The sequence below is a fragment of the Nocardia sp. NRRL S-836 genome (genome assembly GCF_001279525.1).
Lineage (GTDB): Bacteria > Actinomycetota > Actinomycetes > Mycobacteriales > Pseudonocardiaceae > Lentzea.
In genome coordinates this window covers 43,991-59,529 of the sequence record NZ_LGDY01000089.1, presented here as the reverse complement: position 1 = coordinate 59,529, position 15,539 = coordinate 43,991, and the positions used below count along the sequence as shown (strand labels likewise).

20 protein-coding genes are annotated in these 15,539 nt (G+C 71.1%); 14 read left to right on the top strand and 6 right to left on the bottom strand.

Annotated features, from left to right (window positions below; genetic code table 11):
• The first annotated feature begins 67 nt into the window (after positions 1-67).
• A complete protein-coding gene (locus ADL03_RS09750) occupies positions 68-1,189 on the top strand; it encodes an aminotransferase class V-fold PLP-dependent enzyme (RefSeq protein ID WP_231641706.1) in 1,122 nt (373 codons plus the stop codon).
• On the opposite strand, the gene ADL03_RS09745 is transcribed toward ADL03_RS09750, so the two are convergent.
• On the bottom strand, positions 1,173-2,471 hold the full coding sequence (locus ADL03_RS09745) for a M14 family metallopeptidase (protein WP_157528421.1): 1,299 nt from the start codon (positions 2,469-2,471) through the stop codon (positions 1,173-1,175). The two genes, ADL03_RS09750 and ADL03_RS09745, sit on opposite strands and share 17 nt — an antisense overlap.
• A 132-nt stretch (positions 2,472-2,603) precedes the next feature.
• On the opposite strand from ADL03_RS09745, the gene hisD reads away from it, so the two are divergent.
• From hisD to ADL03_RS48310, 4 genes are read left to right on the top strand one after another with little or no spacing between them, the layout of a single operon-like run.
• Positions 2,604-3,920, top strand: a complete 1,317-nt coding sequence (hisD, locus tag ADL03_RS09740; RefSeq protein WP_053733108.1) for a histidinol dehydrogenase — start codon at positions 2,604-2,606, stop codon at positions 3,918-3,920.
• Positions 3,917-5,023: a histidinol-phosphate transaminase gene (locus tag ADL03_RS09735; RefSeq protein ID WP_053733047.1), complete on the top strand. Its 1,107-nt coding sequence runs from the start codon at positions 3,917-3,919 to the stop codon at positions 5,021-5,023. Before hisD ends, ADL03_RS09735 begins: the two co-directional genes overlap by 4 nt.
• Complete coding sequence (gene hisB, locus ADL03_RS09730) at positions 5,020-5,619, top strand: imidazoleglycerol-phosphate dehydratase HisB (RefSeq protein WP_053733046.1); 600 nt, start codon at positions 5,020-5,022, stop codon at positions 5,617-5,619. Before ADL03_RS09735 ends, hisB begins: the two co-directional genes overlap by 4 nt.
• A complete protein-coding gene (locus ADL03_RS48310; RefSeq protein ID WP_197288232.1) occupies positions 5,619-5,774 on the top strand; it encodes a hypothetical protein in 156 nt (51 codons plus the stop codon). Before hisB ends, ADL03_RS48310 begins: the two co-directional genes overlap by 1 nt.
• Before the next feature lie 108 nt (positions 5,775-5,882).
• Here ADL03_RS48310 and ADL03_RS09725 read toward each other — a convergent pair whose 3' ends face one another.
• Both ADL03_RS09725 and soxR read right to left on the bottom strand, forming a co-directional pair.
• Complete coding sequence (locus tag ADL03_RS09725; protein WP_053733045.1) at positions 5,883-6,407, bottom strand: RNA 2'-phosphotransferase; 525 nt, start codon at positions 6,405-6,407, stop codon at positions 5,883-5,885.
• A gap of 623 nt (positions 6,408-7,030) precedes the next feature.
• The gene (soxR, locus tag ADL03_RS09720; RefSeq protein ID WP_053733044.1) at positions 7,031-7,495 is read right to left on the bottom strand and encodes a redox-sensitive transcriptional activator SoxR; all 465 of its coding nucleotides are present in this window, start codon (positions 7,493-7,495) and stop codon (positions 7,031-7,033) included.
• 55 nt (positions 7,496-7,550) lie between these two features.
• On the opposite strand from soxR, the gene ADL03_RS09715 reads away from it, so the two are divergent.
• The 6 genes from ADL03_RS09715 to priA all read left to right on the top strand — a co-directional run bounded on the left by ADL03_RS09715 (position 7,551) and on the right by priA (position 12,277).
• Positions 7,551-8,213 carry a thiamine pyrophosphate-dependent enzyme gene (locus ADL03_RS09715; protein WP_053733043.1) on the top strand — a complete coding sequence of 221 codons (663 nt, stop codon included), beginning with the start codon at positions 7,551-7,553 and terminating at the stop codon, positions 8,211-8,213.
• Positions 8,213-9,103: a transketolase family protein gene (locus tag ADL03_RS09710; RefSeq protein WP_157528419.1), complete on the top strand. Its 891-nt coding sequence runs from the start codon at positions 8,213-8,215 to the stop codon at positions 9,101-9,103. The genes ADL03_RS09715 and ADL03_RS09710 overlap by 1 nt, the downstream gene beginning before the upstream one ends.
• Positions 9,104-9,200: 97 nt before the next feature.
• Entirely contained in the window at positions 9,201-9,782 is a 582-nt protein-coding gene (locus ADL03_RS09705) for a hypothetical protein (protein WP_157528417.1), read from the top strand.
• Positions 9,783-9,790: 8 nt separating this feature from the next.
• Positions 9,791-10,603, top strand: coding sequence for a hypothetical protein (locus ADL03_RS09700; RefSeq protein ID WP_157528415.1), 813 nt, complete (start codon positions 9,791-9,793; stop codon positions 10,601-10,603).
• Between the two features lie 10 nt (positions 10,604-10,613).
• On the top strand, positions 10,614-11,249 hold the full coding sequence (gene hisH, locus ADL03_RS09695; protein WP_053733040.1) for an imidazole glycerol phosphate synthase subunit HisH: 636 nt from the start codon (positions 10,614-10,616) through the stop codon (positions 11,247-11,249).
• A gap of 296 nt (positions 11,250-11,545) precedes the next feature.
• Positions 11,546-12,277 (top strand): bifunctional 1-(5-phosphoribosyl)-5-((5-phosphoribosylamino)methylideneamino)imidazole-4-carboxamide isomerase/phosphoribosylanthranilate isomerase PriA, encoded by a 732-nt coding sequence (gene priA, locus ADL03_RS09690; RefSeq protein ID WP_053733039.1) that lies wholly within the window; start codon positions 11,546-11,548, stop codon positions 12,275-12,277.
• Here priA and ADL03_RS09685 read toward each other — a convergent pair.
• Both ADL03_RS09685 and ADL03_RS09680 read right to left on the bottom strand, forming a co-directional pair.
• Entirely contained in the window at positions 12,243-12,944 is a 702-nt protein-coding gene (locus ADL03_RS09685) for a Clp protease N-terminal domain-containing protein (RefSeq protein ID WP_053733038.1), read from the bottom strand. The two genes, priA and ADL03_RS09685, sit on opposite strands and share 35 nt — an antisense overlap.
• Before the next feature lie 60 nt (positions 12,945-13,004).
• Positions 13,005-13,379, bottom strand: coding sequence for a PPOX class F420-dependent oxidoreductase (locus tag ADL03_RS09680; protein ID WP_053733037.1), 375 nt, complete (start codon positions 13,377-13,379; stop codon positions 13,005-13,007).
• A 45-nt stretch (positions 13,380-13,424) separates the two neighbouring features.
• Between ADL03_RS09680 and hisF the strand changes: the two genes are divergently transcribed.
• The 3 genes from hisF to hisI are packed head-to-tail and all read left to right on the top strand — an operon-like array spanning position 13,425 to position 14,898.
• The gene (gene hisF, locus ADL03_RS09675) at positions 13,425-14,183 is read left to right on the top strand and encodes an imidazole glycerol phosphate synthase subunit HisF (protein WP_053733036.1); all 759 of its coding nucleotides are present in this window, start codon (positions 13,425-13,427) and stop codon (positions 14,181-14,183) included.
• A complete protein-coding gene (locus tag ADL03_RS09670) occupies positions 14,180-14,551 on the top strand; it encodes a hypothetical protein (RefSeq protein ID WP_053733035.1) in 372 nt (123 codons plus the stop codon). Before hisF ends, ADL03_RS09670 begins: the two co-directional genes overlap by 4 nt.
• Positions 14,548-14,898, top strand: coding sequence for a phosphoribosyl-AMP cyclohydrolase (gene hisI / locus ADL03_RS09665; protein WP_053733034.1), 351 nt, complete (start codon positions 14,548-14,550; stop codon positions 14,896-14,898). Before ADL03_RS09670 ends, hisI begins: the two co-directional genes overlap by 4 nt.
• Positions 14,899-14,922: 24 nt before the next feature.
• On the opposite strand, the gene ADL03_RS09660 is transcribed toward hisI, so the two are convergent.
• Positions 14,923-15,531, bottom strand: a complete 609-nt coding sequence (locus ADL03_RS09660) for a TetR family transcriptional regulator (protein WP_197288230.1) — start codon at positions 15,529-15,531, stop codon at positions 14,923-14,925.
• Positions 15,532-15,539 lie beyond the last annotated feature (8 nt).

Here is a 15,539-nt window from a genome sequence, read left to right as displayed (position 1 = left end):
CACGGCCCCGGGGTTGCCGGTCCGGAACCGGGCCCTCGCGCCCACGGGTGGTGGCAGAGTGGGGCGGGTGAGCGACCTGATCTTCCTCGACAGCGCCGGTTCGTCCATCCCGCCCGCCTGCGTCGTGGACGAGGTGGTCGGGCACCTGCGGCGGGAGACCGAGATCGGCGGCTACCGGGCCGCCGCGGAACGCCGTGACGACCTGGAAGCCGGCTACGGCGTGCTCGCCGAGCTGTTCGGCGTGGCGCCCACCGAGATCGCGTTCACCGACAGCGCCACCCGCTCGTGGCTCACCGCGTTCGACGCCGTTCCGCTGGCGAAGGGCGACCGCGTGCTGGTCACGGAGGTCGAGTACGGCGGCAACGCGGTCCCGATGCTGCGCCGCGCGGAGGAGACCGGCGCGACGGTCGAGGTCATGCGCTCCGACCGGCACGGCCAGGTCGACGTCGGCGCGCTGGAGCTCGACGAACGGGTCAAGCTGGTCTCGCTGGTGCACGTGCCCACGAACGGCGGCCTGGTCAACCCGGTGAACGAGGTGACCGCGAAGGCGCACGAGGTCGGCGCGCTGGTGCTGCTCGACGCGTGCCAGTCCACGGGCCAGCTCGACCTGCGCGGCCTCGACTACGACCTGCTCGTCTGCACCGGCCGCAAGTGGCTGCGCGGACCGCGCGGCACGGGCGCGCTCGTCGTGAGGGACGCCGTGCGGGAGAGGCTGCGGCCGCGGCTGTTCGACCACAGCGGTGCCGAGTGGACCGGCCGCACCGAGTACCGGCCGCGCGACGACGCGCGGTGGTTCGAGCTGTGGGAGTACAGCGTCGCCGACCGGCTCGGGCTGATCGCCGCCGTGAAGTACGCGCTGGCCAAGGGGCTCGACGTGATCGAGGCCGAGGTCACCGCCCGTGCCAAGCGCTTGCGCGACGGGCTCGCGGACCTGCCCGGCATCACCGTGCACGACCTCGGTGAGCGGCAGTCGGGCATCGTCACGTTCACGAGCGAGCGGGTGCCGCCGATGGAGCTGAAGGACCGGCTCTGGGAGCAGCGGGTGGCCGTGACCGTGTCCCAGAGCGCGTCCACGCTGATCGACATGACCCGCCGTGGCCTGGACGAGGTAGTGCGGGCCTCCCCGCACTACTTCGTCACTCCCGACGAGGTCGACCAGGCGCTGGAACGGATCAGCAGGTCTGGTTGATGACCCGCTTCACGCAGTCCGAGTAGCCGACGAACAGGTCGACGGCGCGGTCGTTGCGCGAGGTCTGCTGCGCGATGACCGTGTCACGCGGGTAGAAGCCGTTGAGGCCGCCGCTACCGCTCGGGTACATCTCGAAGGTGTACGACCAGATCTTGTGCTGGCCCCACATCCAGTCGTCGATGCTGCCGTCGGTGATGTACAGGTCGCTCGCCTGCTCCGGCGTGTAGCCGTTGGTGGCGGCCATCTGCCGGCCGAGCGTCTGGAACGCGCGCGCCTCGTCGGCGTTCAGACCGGTGTCGGTGTCCGAGTTGGTGTAGCCGTACGGCCACAGCACGAGCTCCGAGTACGAGTGGAAGTCGATGTTCGTCTTGATCTGCTGGACGCCACCGACGACGCGCGAGTTCACGAAGTTGCGCAGGACGTTGGTCTCCGGCGCGGAGAACGCCGCCGTGCCGCGGTAGGTGTCCGACGTGCTGCTGCCGCTGGAACCGCCGCAGCAGCCCCACTTGTAACCCCAGTTGCGGTTGAGGTCGGTGCCGTTGCCCTGGCGGTTCTTGCGCCAGCCGCGGAACGACCCGGTCGCGATGTCGTACTCGACGCCGTCCGGGTTGACCATCGGGACGAACCAGATCTCCCGGCTGTCCACCAGGTTCTTGATCGCCGGGTTGGCGTAGTCGTCGGTGTAGCGCTTGATGATCTGCAAGCACTGCTCGACGGTCAGGTGCTCACGGGCGTGCTGGTTGCAGGTGAACAGCACCTCCGGCTCGTTCTCGTCGGTCGCGACGTTGTCGCTGATCTTCAGCGCGTAGATGTCGCGGTTCTGGTAGCTCTTGCCGATGCTGCGCAGGCTCGCCAGCGCCGGGTGGTCGCGCACCGTCTGCTGCAGCTCCGCCGTCATCTCGGCGTAGTTGTGGTAGCCGGTGTAGCCGGACGGGAAGTCCTGGGTGCCGACCTGGCCGGGTGCGGGGTCGGTGAAGTCGACCTTGCCCAGGCTCTTGAGCTGCTGCTCGAAGTCGCCGACGTACTTGATCGGCAGACCGGTCGCCTGCAGGGCGCGGTACTGGGACTTGTCCGCGACGACCGAGACCGTCGTGAGCTTCGTGGCGCCGAGCACGTCGACGCCGATCTGGGCGACCTGGGTGCGTTCGGCGGACGTGTTCGCCGTGACCTCCAGCAGGTACCGGCCGGAGTCGGCGGTGCTGGGCACCGCCATGCCCGCGACCAGCACGGGCAGGCAGACGGCGAGCACTGCGGCGATCTTGCCGCGGCGCTTGGTGGACATCGTTCCTCCATCATCAGCAGGGGTTTGCGACGGAGTGGTGCTCGACCGAGCGTGGCCGGGCGGTCACGGCGTGAGGTAGCGCCGATAGCGGGCTGACCGTTGACAGAATTCGGCAGGAACTACGCTGTGGGCATGCTCAGCCGCATCGACCTGCGAGGTCGCGCCATGACCCCCGCTCAGCTGCGCGCAGTCCTGCCGCGCGCCGAGGTGGACGTGGACGCGGTGCTGCATCAGGTGCGCCCGATCGTGGCGGCGGTGGCCGAGCGCGGCGTCGAGGCCGTGCAGGAGTACACCGAGAAGTTCGACCGCGTTCGTCTCAGTGCTGTCCGCGTGCCCGCTTCCGAACTTTCGTCCGCTTTGTCGTCTCTGGACCCGGCCGTGCGCGAGGCGCTGGAGGAGTGCATCACGCGCGCCCGCCGCGTGCACTCCACGCAGCGGCGCGAGGACAAGACCGTCGAGGTCGTGCCGGGTGGCACGGTCACCGAGCGGTGGGTCCCGGTCGCGCGCGTCGGCCTGTACGTGCCCGGCGGCCTGGCGGTGTACCCGTCGTCGGTCGTGATGAACGTGGTGCCCGCCCAGATCGCCGGTGTCGAGTCGCTGGTGGTGTGCTCGCCGCCGCAGGCCGAGTTCGGTGGCCTGCCGCACCCGGTGATCCTCGCCGCCGCCGCGCTGCTGGAGGTCGAGGAGGTCTGGGCCGCGGGTGGCGCGCAGGCCGTGGCGCTGCTGGCGCACGGCGGCGTGGACACCGACGGCGCCGAGCTCGCACCGGTCGACATCGTGACCGGGCCGGGCAACGTCTACGTGGCCGCCGCCAAGCGCCTGCTGCGCGGGCTCGTCGCCATCGACGCCGAGGCGGGCCCGACCGAGATCGCGATCCTCGCCGACGAGACCGCCGACCCGGTGCACGTGGCCGCCGACCTGATCTCCCAGGCCGAGCACGACCCGCTGGCCGCCTCGGTGCTCGTGACCACCTCGGCCGAACTGGCTGACGCCGTGGACGTCGAGCTCGCCCGCCAGGTCGACGCGACCAAGCACCACGAGCGGGTGCGCACGGCGCTGGGCGGCAAGCAGTCCGGCGTCGTCCTGGTGTCCTCCGTGGACGAGGGCGTGCGGGTCGTCGACGCCTACGCCGCCGAGCACCTGGAGATCCAGACCGCCGACGCCCGCGCCGTGGCCGCGCGGATCCGGTCCGCCGGAGCGATCTTCGTCGGCGCGCACTCGCCGGTGTCGCTGGGCGACTACTGCGCGGGCTCCAACCACGTCCTGCCGACCGGTGGCTGCGCGCGGCACTCGTCCGGGCTGTCCGTGCAGACGTTCCTGCGCGGCATCCACGTGGTCGACTACTCCGAGGAAGCCCTGCGCGAGGTCGCAGACAAGGTCGTCGTCCTGGCCAACGCCGAGGACCTGCCCGCGCACGGTCAGGCCGTGACGGCGAGGTTCCCCCGATGAAGCCCGTCGTCGGCGCACGCGTGGAGCTGTCCGACCTGCCTCTGCGCGAGGACCTCCGCGGCCGCACGCCCTACGGCGCGCCGCAGCTCGACGTGCCGTACCGCCTGAACACCAACGAGAACCCGTACGCGCCCACGGACGCCCTCGCGGCCGACGTCGTCGCGGCCGTCGCGGAGATCGCCGGTGAGCTGCACCGCTACCCCGACCGCGACGCCGTGGCGTTGCGCGAGGACCTGGCCGCCTACCTGACCGAGGCGACGTCGGTGACGCTGACGTCGGAGAACGTCTGGGCGGCCAACGGGTCGAACGAGATCCTCCAGCAGGTCCTGCAGGCGTTCGGCGGCCCCGGACGGGTGGCACTCGGCTTCGAGCCGTCGTACTCGATGCACCCGATCATCGCGGCCGGCACGCGCACCGAGTGGTCGCCGACGCCGCGCCGCCCGGACTTCTCGCTGGACGTGGAGAAGGCCGCGGCGGTGATCGCCGAGCTGCGGCCGGACGTCACGTTCGTGACCTCGCCGAACAACCCGACCGGCCAGTCGATCCCGCTGGAGGACCTGCGCCTGCTGATCGCGTCGGCGCCCGGCATGGTCGTCGTGGACGAGGCCTACGCGGAGTTCTCCTCGCAGGAGAGCGCGATCGGCCTGCTCGACGAGTACGGCTCGCGGCTGATCGTCTCGCGCACGATGTCGAAGGCCTTCGCGTTCGCCGGCGGCCGGCTGGGCTACCTCGCGGCCGCCCCCGCCGTCGTGGACGCGCTGCAGCTGGTGCGCCTGCCGTACCACCTGTCGCAGCTGACGCAGGCCGCCGCACGGGCCTCGCTGCGGCACGCCGCGGAGACGCTGGGCTCGGTGGCGCTGCTGGCCGCGGAACGCGAGCGCGTGATGGCCGCGTTGACGGAGCTGGGTTTCCAGGTCGTGCCGTCGGACGCGAACTTCGTGCTGTTCGGCTGGTTCTCCGACGCCCGGTCGACGTGGCGGTCCTACCTCGACCACGGCGTGCTGATCAGGGACGTCGGAATCACCGGTCACCTGCGGGTGACCATCGGAACGCCCGAGGAGAACGACGCCTTCCTCGCGGCCAGCAAGGAGGTCAGCCGGTGAGTCGCGTTGGCAAGGTCGAGCGCACGACCAGGGAGTCGTCGGTCTACGTCGAAATCGACCTGGACGGCACCGGCCAGGTGGAGATCAGCACCGGCGTGCCGTTCTACGACCACATGCTCACCGCGTTCGGTGTGCACGGCTGCTTCGACCTGATCGTCCGCGCCACCGGTGACACGCACATCGACGCCCACCACTCGGTCGAGGACATCGCGATCGTGCTCGGCCAGGCACTGCGCGAAGCGCTGGGGGACAAGAAGGGCATCCGCCGCTTCGGCGACTGTTGGATCCCGATGGACGAAACCCTCGCGCACGCGGCGGTCGACGTGTCGGGCCGCCCGTACACCGTGCACCGCGGCGAACCGGAGCAGTTCAACAGCTTCGTGATCGGCGGCAACTACCCGTTCGTGCTGAACCGGCACGTGTTCGAGTCGCTGGCGTTCCACGCGCAGATCGCGCTGCACGTGCGCGTCGAGTACGGCCGCGACCCGCACCACATCGCCGAAGCCGAGTACAAGGCCATCGCCCGCGCACTGCGCGCGGCCGTGGAACCCGACCCGCGCGTCGGCGGCGTCCCGTCGACCAAGGGCGTGCTCTGATGCCGAAGGAGGTCGTCGTCATCGGCCTGCTGGCGTTGGCGGGCTTCCTGGGCGGTGGCGTCTACTCGACGTGGAAGACGGCGCGGTTCCTGGCCGTGGTGCTCCTGGTGCTGGCCGTGGTGGCGGTCGGCGGCGCGGTGCTCTGGCTGATCTAGGGCCGAGTTCGGGTTCGGGGTGGGTCGTGCGGGCTGTCCGCTGGTTGCGGCTCGTGCGGTGGTTGCGGCTCGCGCTGTCCACTTCGCTCTTTCACGCCTGCCGTTCCTTCACGCCTGCCGGAGGTAGTCGGCCGGTACGTGCCGCGTGAGCCACACCCCGTTCGCGCTGACCCGGAACTCGTGGCCGTCCTCGTGCATCCTCTTGGCGTCCACCACGAGGATCAACGGCCGTCCGCGGCGCGCCCCGACCCTGCGGGCGGTCTCCCGGTCGGGCGACAGGTGCACGTCGTGCCGCGACATCGGCCGTAGCCCGTCGCGCTCGATGTCGTCCAGGTACCGCTGGACCGTGCCGTGGAACAGCTCGTCCGGCGGTGCGGTGGGCTCCAGGGCCAGGTCGATCTCGACGCTGTGGCCCTGGTTGGCGCGGATGCGGTCCTCGTCGATCGTGAAGCGCTGCTTGTCGTTGCGGCGGACGACCTCTTCGAGGTCCTCGCGGGTGATGCCGAGTGCGGCGAGGAGGTCGGCTGTCCTCACCCAGCCCTGCGGGTCGAGGGTGAGGCCGACGCGTTCCGGCTGGTGCCGGAGGGCCTTCGACATCCGCTTCGACAGGCGGATCATTCTTTCTTCTTCCATGGACCTCAGGAAAGCACAGGGGGTCGAGCGGTTTTCTCTGCTTCCCCGGGCTTGGGGCTTGCGGGGTGTCTGCCCAGGTGGGGGCGGTGTGGGTCAGTCGGATGGGTGAAGCTTGTCCGGATCCGCGGGTGGCGGCGTCTTGTACATGTGGGTCGATCGCACATGTCCGGAACACATGGTCATCTTCGCCCCGGAAATAGGAAACGCGGGAGGGCGGACCTCGGTGGGCACGGGCTGGGGCGGTGGGAGGGCGGTCTGCGGAGTGAAGTGGGGATGGGAGGAGAGGCGGGCGGAGGCCCTGAGAGCGGAGGCCCTGAGAGTGGCGGCCCTGAGAACGGCGGAGGACGTCCGCAGACAGGAGGGAGTGTGTGGACATCGCGGTCGAACGGAACCGCGGCCGGACGAAACCGGCGAGCGGAGCCGCCGAGCGGAACCGGTGAGCGGAACCGGTGAGCGGAACCGGTGAGCGGAACCGGTGCACGGAATCGCGGCCGCACGGAGCCGCCGCACGAAACCGCCGAATGCCACCGCTGCAAGGAATCGCGGCCGAACGGAACCGCCGGCCGAACCTCGCCCGCCCGAACCTCGCCCGCCCGAACCACGTGCGGTCAATCCGAAGCCCCCTAAGCAGACCCACCCTCCAGCACGGGCTTCAGCCGCGGCGCGCCGGGCCCGAGCTCGGCCTGCTCGTCGTCGATGTTCTGCAGCGCGCAGCTGCGCAGCGAGAGGCAGCCGCAACCGATGCAGCCGGTCAGGCGGTCGCGGAGGCGGTGGAGGGCGTCGATGCGGGCGTCGAGCTCGGTTTTCCAGGAGCGGGAGAGGCGTTCCCAGTCGGATTTCGTGGGGGTGCGGTTGTCGGGGAGTTGGGCGAGGGCGGCGCGGACGTCTTCGAGGGTGAGGCCGACGCGTTGGGCGGTGCGGATGAAGGCGAGGCGGCGCAGGACTGAGCGTTGGTAGCGGCGTTGGTTGCCGGCGGTGCGCACGGAGCCGATGAGGCCGCGGTCCTCGTAGAAGCGCAGTGCGGTGTGGGGGACGCCGCTGCGTTCGGCGACCTGGCCGATGGTCAGCAGTTCGGGCAGCTTGCTCACCCGATCATCGTAGCCGCTTGACCTCCAGCATGGTCGAGGTTGGAGAGTTGGTGGCATGCAGCGGATACCAGGGCTCTTCGCGAGGATGACCGGGGACGAGAAGCACGGGTGGGCGGCGGCCTCCACGATCGACGTGCTCTGGGTCCTCTACGACCGGGTGCTGAACGTGACGCCCGCGACCGTCGACGATCCCGGCCGGGACCGGTTCCTGTTGTCCAAGGGGCACGGGCCGATGGCCTACTACGCGGTGCTCGCGGAGAAGGGGTTCATCGACGAGTCCACTTTGGACGACTGGACGTCGTGGGACAGCCCGCTCGGGCAGCACCCGGACCGCGTGCTCGTCAACGGGGTCGAGATCAGCAGCGGGTCGCTCGGGCACGGGTTGCCGATCGCCGTGGGGACGGCGGTCGGGCAGCGGATCGCCAAGAGCGCGGGGCGGACGTTCGTGCTGGTGGGCGACGGGGAGTTGGACGAGGGCAGCAACCACGAGGCCATCGCGGTCGCGGCGCGGCTGGGGCTCGGCAACCTCACCGCGATCGTGATCGACAACCAGTCCGCGTGGTACGGCTGGCCCGGCGGGATCGCGCGGCGGTTCGAGGTCGAGGGATGGGCGGCGGCCACCGTCGACGGGCGTGACCACGAGGCCATCTTCGAGGCGTTGACCGCGCGGCACGACGGGCCGGGCGTCGTGGTGGCCAGGACGGAGAAGAGCTACTGATGACCATGCGCGAGGCGTTCATCAAGACGGTCAACGAGGCGTTGCGGAACGACCCGAGGGTCGCCGTCGTGACCGCGGTGATCTCGGCGGCCAACTTCCCGCAGGACCACGAACGGGTCGTGGACGTCGGCATCCGCGAACAGACGATGGTCGGCGTAGCGGGTGGGTTGGCGCTCACGGGGTTGCGGCCGGTCGTGCACAGCTACGCGCCGTTCCTGGTCGAACGGCCGTACGAGCAGATCAAGCTCGACATCGGCCATCAGGACGTGGGTGCGGTGTTCGTGAGTATCGGTGCCTCGTATGACGATCCGGTGTGGGGGCGCACGCACCAGTCGCCTGGGGACATCGCGTTGTTCGACACGTTGCCGGGATGGGAGGTGCACGTACCCGGTCATCCGGAGGAGGTCACGCCACTGCTCGAACAGGCCCTCAGGAAGGACAACCGGGTCTACATGAGGCTTTCGCTGCACGAGAACGCACGGGCGTATCCGGTGGGTGAGGGGTTCACCGCGCTGCGTCACGGAAAACGCGGTGTCGTGCTGGCCGTGGGGCCGGTGCTCGACCGCGTGCTGCGGGCGGTCGAGGCGGAGAACGCCGACGTCACCGTGTTGTACGCGTCGACCATCCGACCGTTCGACTCGGACGGTCTGCGCAGGGCGGTGGCGGACACCGACCACGCGGACGTCATGGTCGTGGAACCGTACCTGGAGGGAACTTCGGCCCATCTGGTTTCCGAAACCTTGCAACAAATCCCGCACCGCATTCGTTCTACGGGTGTCAAACGACACGCAGAGCTCCGCAACTACGGCACGGCCGAGGACCACGACGCTGCGCACGACCTCGACGTGGTGGGGCTGGGGAGCGCTGTGCGGAGTTTCTTCAGGGGGTGAAGGAACATGTTCGCAGTCATGGGGGATGACTGGACCGGCGCGCCTTCTCGCGCCGTTTAGCGGGAACGGGGGGCACGATCGGGCCAGATGCCCGGTCGTGCACACCCCTCGTGTGGTCACCTGGACCACAGCAGACGCGGAGTCGACACGAACGGTGCTCAACCGGCGCGGCGCCCGGCCCAGGTTGCCGGTACCCGTGCCGCACGGCACCTTCGTGCTCGGCCCCGCGCCGCACCCGTCCGTGTGGGACGACCTGCGGCTGCTCCGCATCCAGGGCAGCGCCGCCACCGGTCTGCTGTGGACGGACACCACCGCGTGGCTCGTCCACTTCGACGGCAGGCTGCGCGGCTGGCGGTTCGGACCGGACACCTCGTTCGAGCCCGCACGGCCGGACCGGCTGCCCGAGGGGCTCGGCTGGCTCACCGAAGCCGTTGCGGCCGCTGAACAACAGGGCCTCACCGCGCTCGAAGGAGCCGGGTTCCACGCGGAAGCCGCCGCCGTGCGCGGGATCGACGCCGGCGAGACCGACGACGCCGTGCCGCACCACGAGAAGAAGTGGTGGGAGGCGGTGGCCGGCGAACGGCGCGGCGCGGCCGAGGCGCCCGGCCGGCCCTTCGCCGCGGGCAACCAGGCCGTCCTGGGCATGTCGGCCTGGGCTCGCGCGGCCGAGGAGGAATGATGGCGCGCGTGAGAATGCTGATCTGGACCCCGTTGAACGCCGCCGAGCTGCAGTTGTCCATGCACGGCGCCAGCCTCGGCCCCGCGGCGCTCATCCCGGTGCAGTCCGGCACCGTGCTCCTGTTCTCCCCGAGGTCCCGTCAGCTCGACGCGCTCGGCGTGGTGGTGAAGGTGTGCAAGACCGCCGGCACGCGTGCGGTGGCGGCCGTGTGGAACTCCGACGCCGCGATCGTCTACCCCGCCGTCGGCCGGGTCTCGCGGGCCTGGACGTGGGGAACCGCGGAGCAGGTGCGGCGGCTCGGCGTCGACGCGAACCAGCACGGGTGGTTCGGCCGCTGGTTCCAGCGCGCGTTCGGCCGGTTCTTCGACCACCGTGGCCAGGAGAAGGCCCGTGCCGTCTACCTGGAGCGGTTCGCGGAGGCCGCGCCGCAGGTCGACCGCGACGCGGTGGCGGCGCTGCTGCGCGACCACCACGACGGCGTGGAGGTGGTTCCGAGGGTGTTCGCCGCGCTCGGGCTGCCGGAGGTGGCCCAGGTCTGCGAGCTCGTCGACGAGGGCAGGGCGGACACCCGCCTGGAGCAGCTCGCCCCGCCGCGGCTGCCCTGGTGGCTCGAACGCGGCTACCTCTGGTTCTGCCTGCTCGCGCTGGTCGTCCTGGTGGTGGTGACCACGCCGCTGTGGGTGAAGCTCGTGCTGCTGGCGCTGCTGCTGTCGTTCTTCGCGGTGGGTGCGGCGATGCGGCGCGTCGTCGTGGGCCGCAAACCGGTCAACACCGTGCTCCCGGTCATCCCGGTGACGCAGGGCGCGGCTCCGACCGACTAACCTGGACGGCGTGGCACGTGTCGTCGTACTTGACTATGGCTCCGGCAACCTGCGCTCGGCCGAGCGCGCGCTCCAGCGAGTCGGCGCCCAGGTCGAGGTGACCGCGGACGCGGACGCCGCGCGCAACGCCGACGGGCTGGTCGTGCCCGGCGTGGGCGCGTACGCGGCGTGCATGGAGGGTCTCAACTCGGTGCGGGGTGCGCGGATCATCGGCGAACGCCTCGCGGGCGGCCGGCCGGTGCTGGGCATCTGCGTGGGCATGCAGATCCTCTTCGAACGCGGCATCGAGCACGGCGTGCTGACCGAGGGCTGCGGTGAGTGGCCGGGCACCGTCGAGCGGCTGGAAGCGCCGATCGTGCCGCACATGGGCTGGAACACGGTCCGCACGCCCGAGGGCTCGAAGCTCTTCGCGGGCCTGGACGAGGACACCCGGTTCTACTTCGTGCACTCCTACGGCGTGCGCAGGTGGGAGCTGGAGGCCGCCGACCACATCCGGCCGCCGCTGGTGACGTGGGCCGACCACGCCGGCGACGAGTTCGTGGCCGCCGTCGAGAACGGGCCGCTGTGGGCGACCCAGTTCCACCCGGAGAAGTCCGGCGACGCCGGGGCGCACCTGCTGCGGAACTGGTTGACCTCCCTCTCGTGACCACGCGACCGCTGACGGTCACCGGGAGCGAGAACCGCTGAGCGTGTCCGATCAGGGCACGGTCCTCAGGTTTCCGTTGCGCACCAACGGAGTCGTGCCGCTCTGCGAGTCGGGCCGCGGCTCGGCACCGCGCTGTCACGGGCACTTCGGCGCACCCCCGACGACCGCAGTCCGGCGCCGGCGAACGACGGCGGCGCCGTGCCGCCCGGCACGTCCGTTCCGTCCGGGTTCTCGCGGGTGGCCGACGCGCAGGAGCGCGTGGCCGGTCTCGTGCCGGGGGACGCTAGGCTGAGCGGGTGACCTTCACACTCCTCCCCGCTGTCGACGTGGCCGACGGTCGTGCCGTCCGCCTCGTGCAGGGCGAAGCCGGTACCGAGACGAACTACGGCGAGCCGCTGGACGCGGCCCTGCAGTGGCAGCGCGACGGGGCGGAGTGGGTGCACCTGGTCGACCTGGACGCCGCCTTCGGGCGCGGCTCGAACCGCGAGCTGCTGGCGCGGGTGGTCGGCGAGCTGGACGTGCAGGTGGAGCTGTCCGGCGGCATCCGCGACGACGCGTCGCTGGAGGCCGCGCTGGCCACCGGCTGCGCCCGCGTGAACCTGGGCACCGCCGCGCTGGAGGATCCGGCGTGGTGCGCGAAGGTCATCGCACAGTACGGCGAGAAGATCGCCGTGGGCCTGGACGTCCGCATCACCGAGCAGGGCCACCGGGTCAAGGGCCGCGGCTGGACCTCCGACGGCGGCGACCTCTGGGAGGTCCTCGACCGCCTCGACCGCGACGGCTGCTCGCGCTACGTGGTCACCGACGTGTCGAAGGACGGCACGCTGAAGGGCCCGAACGTGGAGCTGCTGGCCGAGGTCTGCGCCCGCACCGACGCGCCGGTCATCGCCTCCGGCGGGGTGTCCAGTGTGGACGACCTGGTCGCGCTGGCGAAGCTGACCCGCGACGGCGTGGAGGGCGCGATCATCGGCAAGGCCCTGTACGCCGGTGCCTTCACGCTCCCGGAAGCGCTTGCGGCGGTCCGCTGACGACGCTCTCGACGTGGCGGGCCGCTGCCGCGTGCGTGACGCCGGTGGCGTTGAGCACGGCGGCCGCGGTCCCGCCTTCGGCGAGCAGCACGCCGAGCAGGATGTGCTCGGTGCCGATGAACATGTGCCCCATCCGCAGGGCTTCGCGCACCGCCAGCTCCAGCGACTTCTTGCAGTGCGTCGAGTAGGGCTGCTTGTCGGGACGTTGCCTGGGTTCCGCGTCCAGCCGGTGCAGCACCGCCAGCCGCGTGCTGCCGTCACCCGACTCCAGCTTCGCGATCGTCTTGGCGGCCAGGCCGCCCGACTCGTCGAGCAGGCCCAGCAGCAGGTGCTCGGTGCCGATCCGCTCGCTGAACCGCGCGTGGTGGCGGGCCAGCGCGATGACCCGCCGCGACCGCTGGGTGTAGCGGTCCATCGACGGCTTGGTCAGCTCCGGCGACTCCTTCGGCACGAACCGCTTCTGCGCCGCCTGCTTCGTCACGCCGAGGCTCTCGCCGATCTCCGCCCAGCTCGCCCCGCCGCGCCGCGCCTCGTCCACGAAGTGCCCGACCAGGTGGTCGCCCAGCTCGCTCAGCTGCCCGCTCAGCTCGACGGCCCTGGTCAGCCGGACGAGCACGTCGTCGGCCTCACCGGCCACGGTGGCGATCAGGTCGGTCAACTGGATCACGGCGTCAACTCTAGGTTGACGACGTAGAAGGGGTCAACCTCGGGTTGACGGTGCGGCTGGTCAGGGCGCCGTGATCTCGATGCCGACCGTGCCGGTGCGGCCGCGCCGCAGCTTGCTGCCGAACACCGTCAGCCAGCCGGCGATGCCGTACTTCTTCGCGATCCTCGCCCGGACCGCGTCGCTGGCGTCGTCGTCCAGCAGGCGTGCGCGCGCCTTGACCGACGCGCCCTGCGGGTTGCCGCGGAAGTCGCAGGCGCCGACCTCGACGTCACCGCTGCGCCGGATCCGCTTCACCTTGCCGGTGTCACGGGCGCTCCAGGCGTGGATGACCCCGTTCCCGCCCGGCACGACCCAGACCGGCGTCGGCACCGCGGTGCCGTCCTTGCGGAACGTCGTCAGCAGCAGGTACTTACCCTCGCCGAGTTCGGTGATCATGGTGTCCAGCGTAGTCGGGAAAGGGCTGCTTGTAGGCTTTCGCGCATGTCGGTCGCGGTCCGTGTCATCCCCTGTCTCGACGTCGACCGGGGCCGGGTGGTGAAGGGCGTCAACTTCACCAACCTCGTCGACGCGGGCGATCCCGTCGAGCTCGCCAGGGCCTACGACGCCGAGGGCGCGGACGAGCTGACGTTCCTCGACGTCACCGCGTCGAGCGGCGACCGCGAGACGACCTTCGACGTGGTGCGCCGGACGGCCGAGCAGGTGTTCATCCCGCTCACGGTCGGCGGCGGCGTGCGCAGCCCGGAGGACGTGAACCGGCTGCTGCGGGCCGGCGCGGACAAGGTCAGCCTCAACACGGCGGCGATCGCGCGGCCGGAGCTGCTGCGCGAGTGCTCGCAACGCTACGGCGCGCAGTGCGTCGTGCTGTCGGTCGACGCGCGGCGGGTGCCCGGCGGCACCGGGTTCGAGGTCACGACGCACGGCGGGCGCACCGGCACCGGCATCGACGCGGTGCGGTGGGCGGCGCAGGGCCAGGAGCTGGGCGTCGGCGAGATCCTGCTGAACTCGATGGACGCCGACGGCACCAAGGCCGGGTTCGACCTGGAGCTGATCGAGCTGGTGCGCCGCGAGGTCGACGTGCCGCTGATCGCCAGCGGCGGCGCCGGTGCGGTCGACCACTTCCCGTCGGCGGTCGCGGCCGGTGCGGACGCCGTGCTGGCGGCGAGCGTGTTCCACTTCGGACAGCTGCGCATCGGTGAGGTGAAGGACGGCCTGCGCCACGCGGGCGTGGTCGTGCGATGACCACCCGCCGCAGGTCGCCGGAGGTGCTGGTCTGCTCGGCGGTGGCGTTCGGTGGCGCACTGGTGTTCTTCGCCGTCGGACTGGTGCTGTGGCGCACGAGCGGGGACGCGGACGTGCTGAAGCTGCCGTCGTTCGTGGCGCTGGTCGAGCTGCCGGTCGCGGCCTGCCTGCTGCTGGGGCTGCGGTTCGTGCACTACCCGGCGATGGTCGTGTTCGTGCTCGTCGCCCTGCTGCACCTGGTGATCGTGCTGGCCGACGGCCCGGTGTGGGCCCGTGTCGCGTCCGGCATGCTGTCCGCCGTGCACATCTACGGAGTGGTCCTGCTCAACACCGGACCCGCTCGTGAACGACTGGGAGGCCCCCGTTGAGCAGTCCCCTCGACCCCGCCGTCGCGGCCCGCCTCAAGCGCACCGCCGACGGCCTCGTCTGCGCGGTCGCCCAGCAGCGCGGCACCGGCGAGGTGCTGATGGTGGCGTGGATGGACGACGAGGCGCTGCACCGCACGCTGACCACCCGCCGCGCGACCTACTACTCGCGCAGCCGCCGGCAGCTGTGGGTGAAGGGTGAGACGTCCGGGCACACCCAGTACGTGCACGAGGTGCGGCTCGACTGCGACGGCGACACGCTGCTGCTCGTCGTCGACCAGGTCGGCGCGGCCTGCCACACCGGCGACCGCACCTGCTTCGACGCCACGGTCCTGCTCGCCGACGCCTGACCGCCGCCCCGCCCGGCCGCCGGCTCAGGGCGCGCTCAGGTCACCCGTCAGGTACCGCTGCATGTTCGGCCCGATGGCGCTGACGACGGTCTCCAGGTCGGTCGACGCCAGCGGCTCGAACCGCACGACGTACCGGACGATGCCGAGCCCGACCATCTGCGTGGCGGCCAGGGTGGCGCGCAGGTCGCGGTCCCGCGCGCCGATCTCGGTGAGCAGCTTCTTGAAGATCGCGTTGATGAAGAACGACTTCAGCGCGTTCGCGACCTCCTGGTGGCTGGTGACGCTGCGGATCAGCGCGGCGAAGGTGCCGCCGCCGGTGGCGTCCCAGACGGTGACGAAGGTGCGGATGATGCGTTCGCCGGCTTCCTCGACGGGGCCGTCGAGCAGGCGTTTGAGGATCTCGGCGGGGTCGAAGGGGAGCTGCAGCACGGACTGGGCGAAGAGGCCCTCCTTGCCGCCGAACCAGTGGTTGACCATGGCCGCGTCCACGCCCGCGCGGGCGGCGATCGCGCGGACCGTGGCGCCGTCGTAGCCCTTCTCGACGAACGTCTCGCGGGCGGCGGCGAGCAGAGCGGCCCGCGTGTCCTCGCCCGCGGCGCGGCGGCCTCGCCGTTTCTGGTTCACTTGCTCCACGGGAGCCA

Coding starts and splice junctions, on each gene's coding strand:
- ADL03_RS09670 (WP_053733035.1), top strand. CDS start 14,180: ATGACCACCCGCCGCAGGTCGCCGGAGGTGCTGGTCTGCTCGGCGGTG.
- hisF (WP_053733036.1), top strand. CDS start 13,425: ATGTCGGTCGCGGTCCGTGTCATCCCCTGTCTCGACGTCGACCGGGGC.
- ADL03_RS09725 (WP_053733045.1), bottom strand. CDS start 6,407: ATGGAAGAAGAAAGAATGATCCGCCTGTCGAAGCGGATGTCGAAGGCC.
- ADL03_RS09710 (WP_157528419.1), top strand. CDS start 8,213: ATGACCATGCGCGAGGCGTTCATCAAGACGGTCAACGAGGCGTTGCGG.
- ADL03_RS09745 (WP_157528421.1), bottom strand. CDS start 2,471: ATGTCCACCAAGCGCCGCGGCAAGATCGCCGCAGTGCTCGCCGTCTGC.
- ADL03_RS09715 (WP_053733043.1), top strand. CDS start 7,551: ATGCAGCGGATACCAGGGCTCTTCGCGAGGATGACCGGGGACGAGAAG.
- hisD (WP_053733108.1), top strand. CDS start 2,604: ATGCTCAGCCGCATCGACCTGCGAGGTCGCGCCATGACCCCCGCTCAG.
- ADL03_RS09735 (WP_053733047.1), top strand. CDS start 3,917: ATGAAGCCCGTCGTCGGCGCACGCGTGGAGCTGTCCGACCTGCCTCTG.
- ADL03_RS09680 (WP_053733037.1), bottom strand. CDS start 13,379: ATGATCACCGAACTCGGCGAGGGTAAGTACCTGCTGCTGACGACGTTC.
- ADL03_RS48310 (WP_197288232.1), top strand. CDS start 5,619: ATGCCGAAGGAGGTCGTCGTCATCGGCCTGCTGGCGTTGGCGGGCTTC.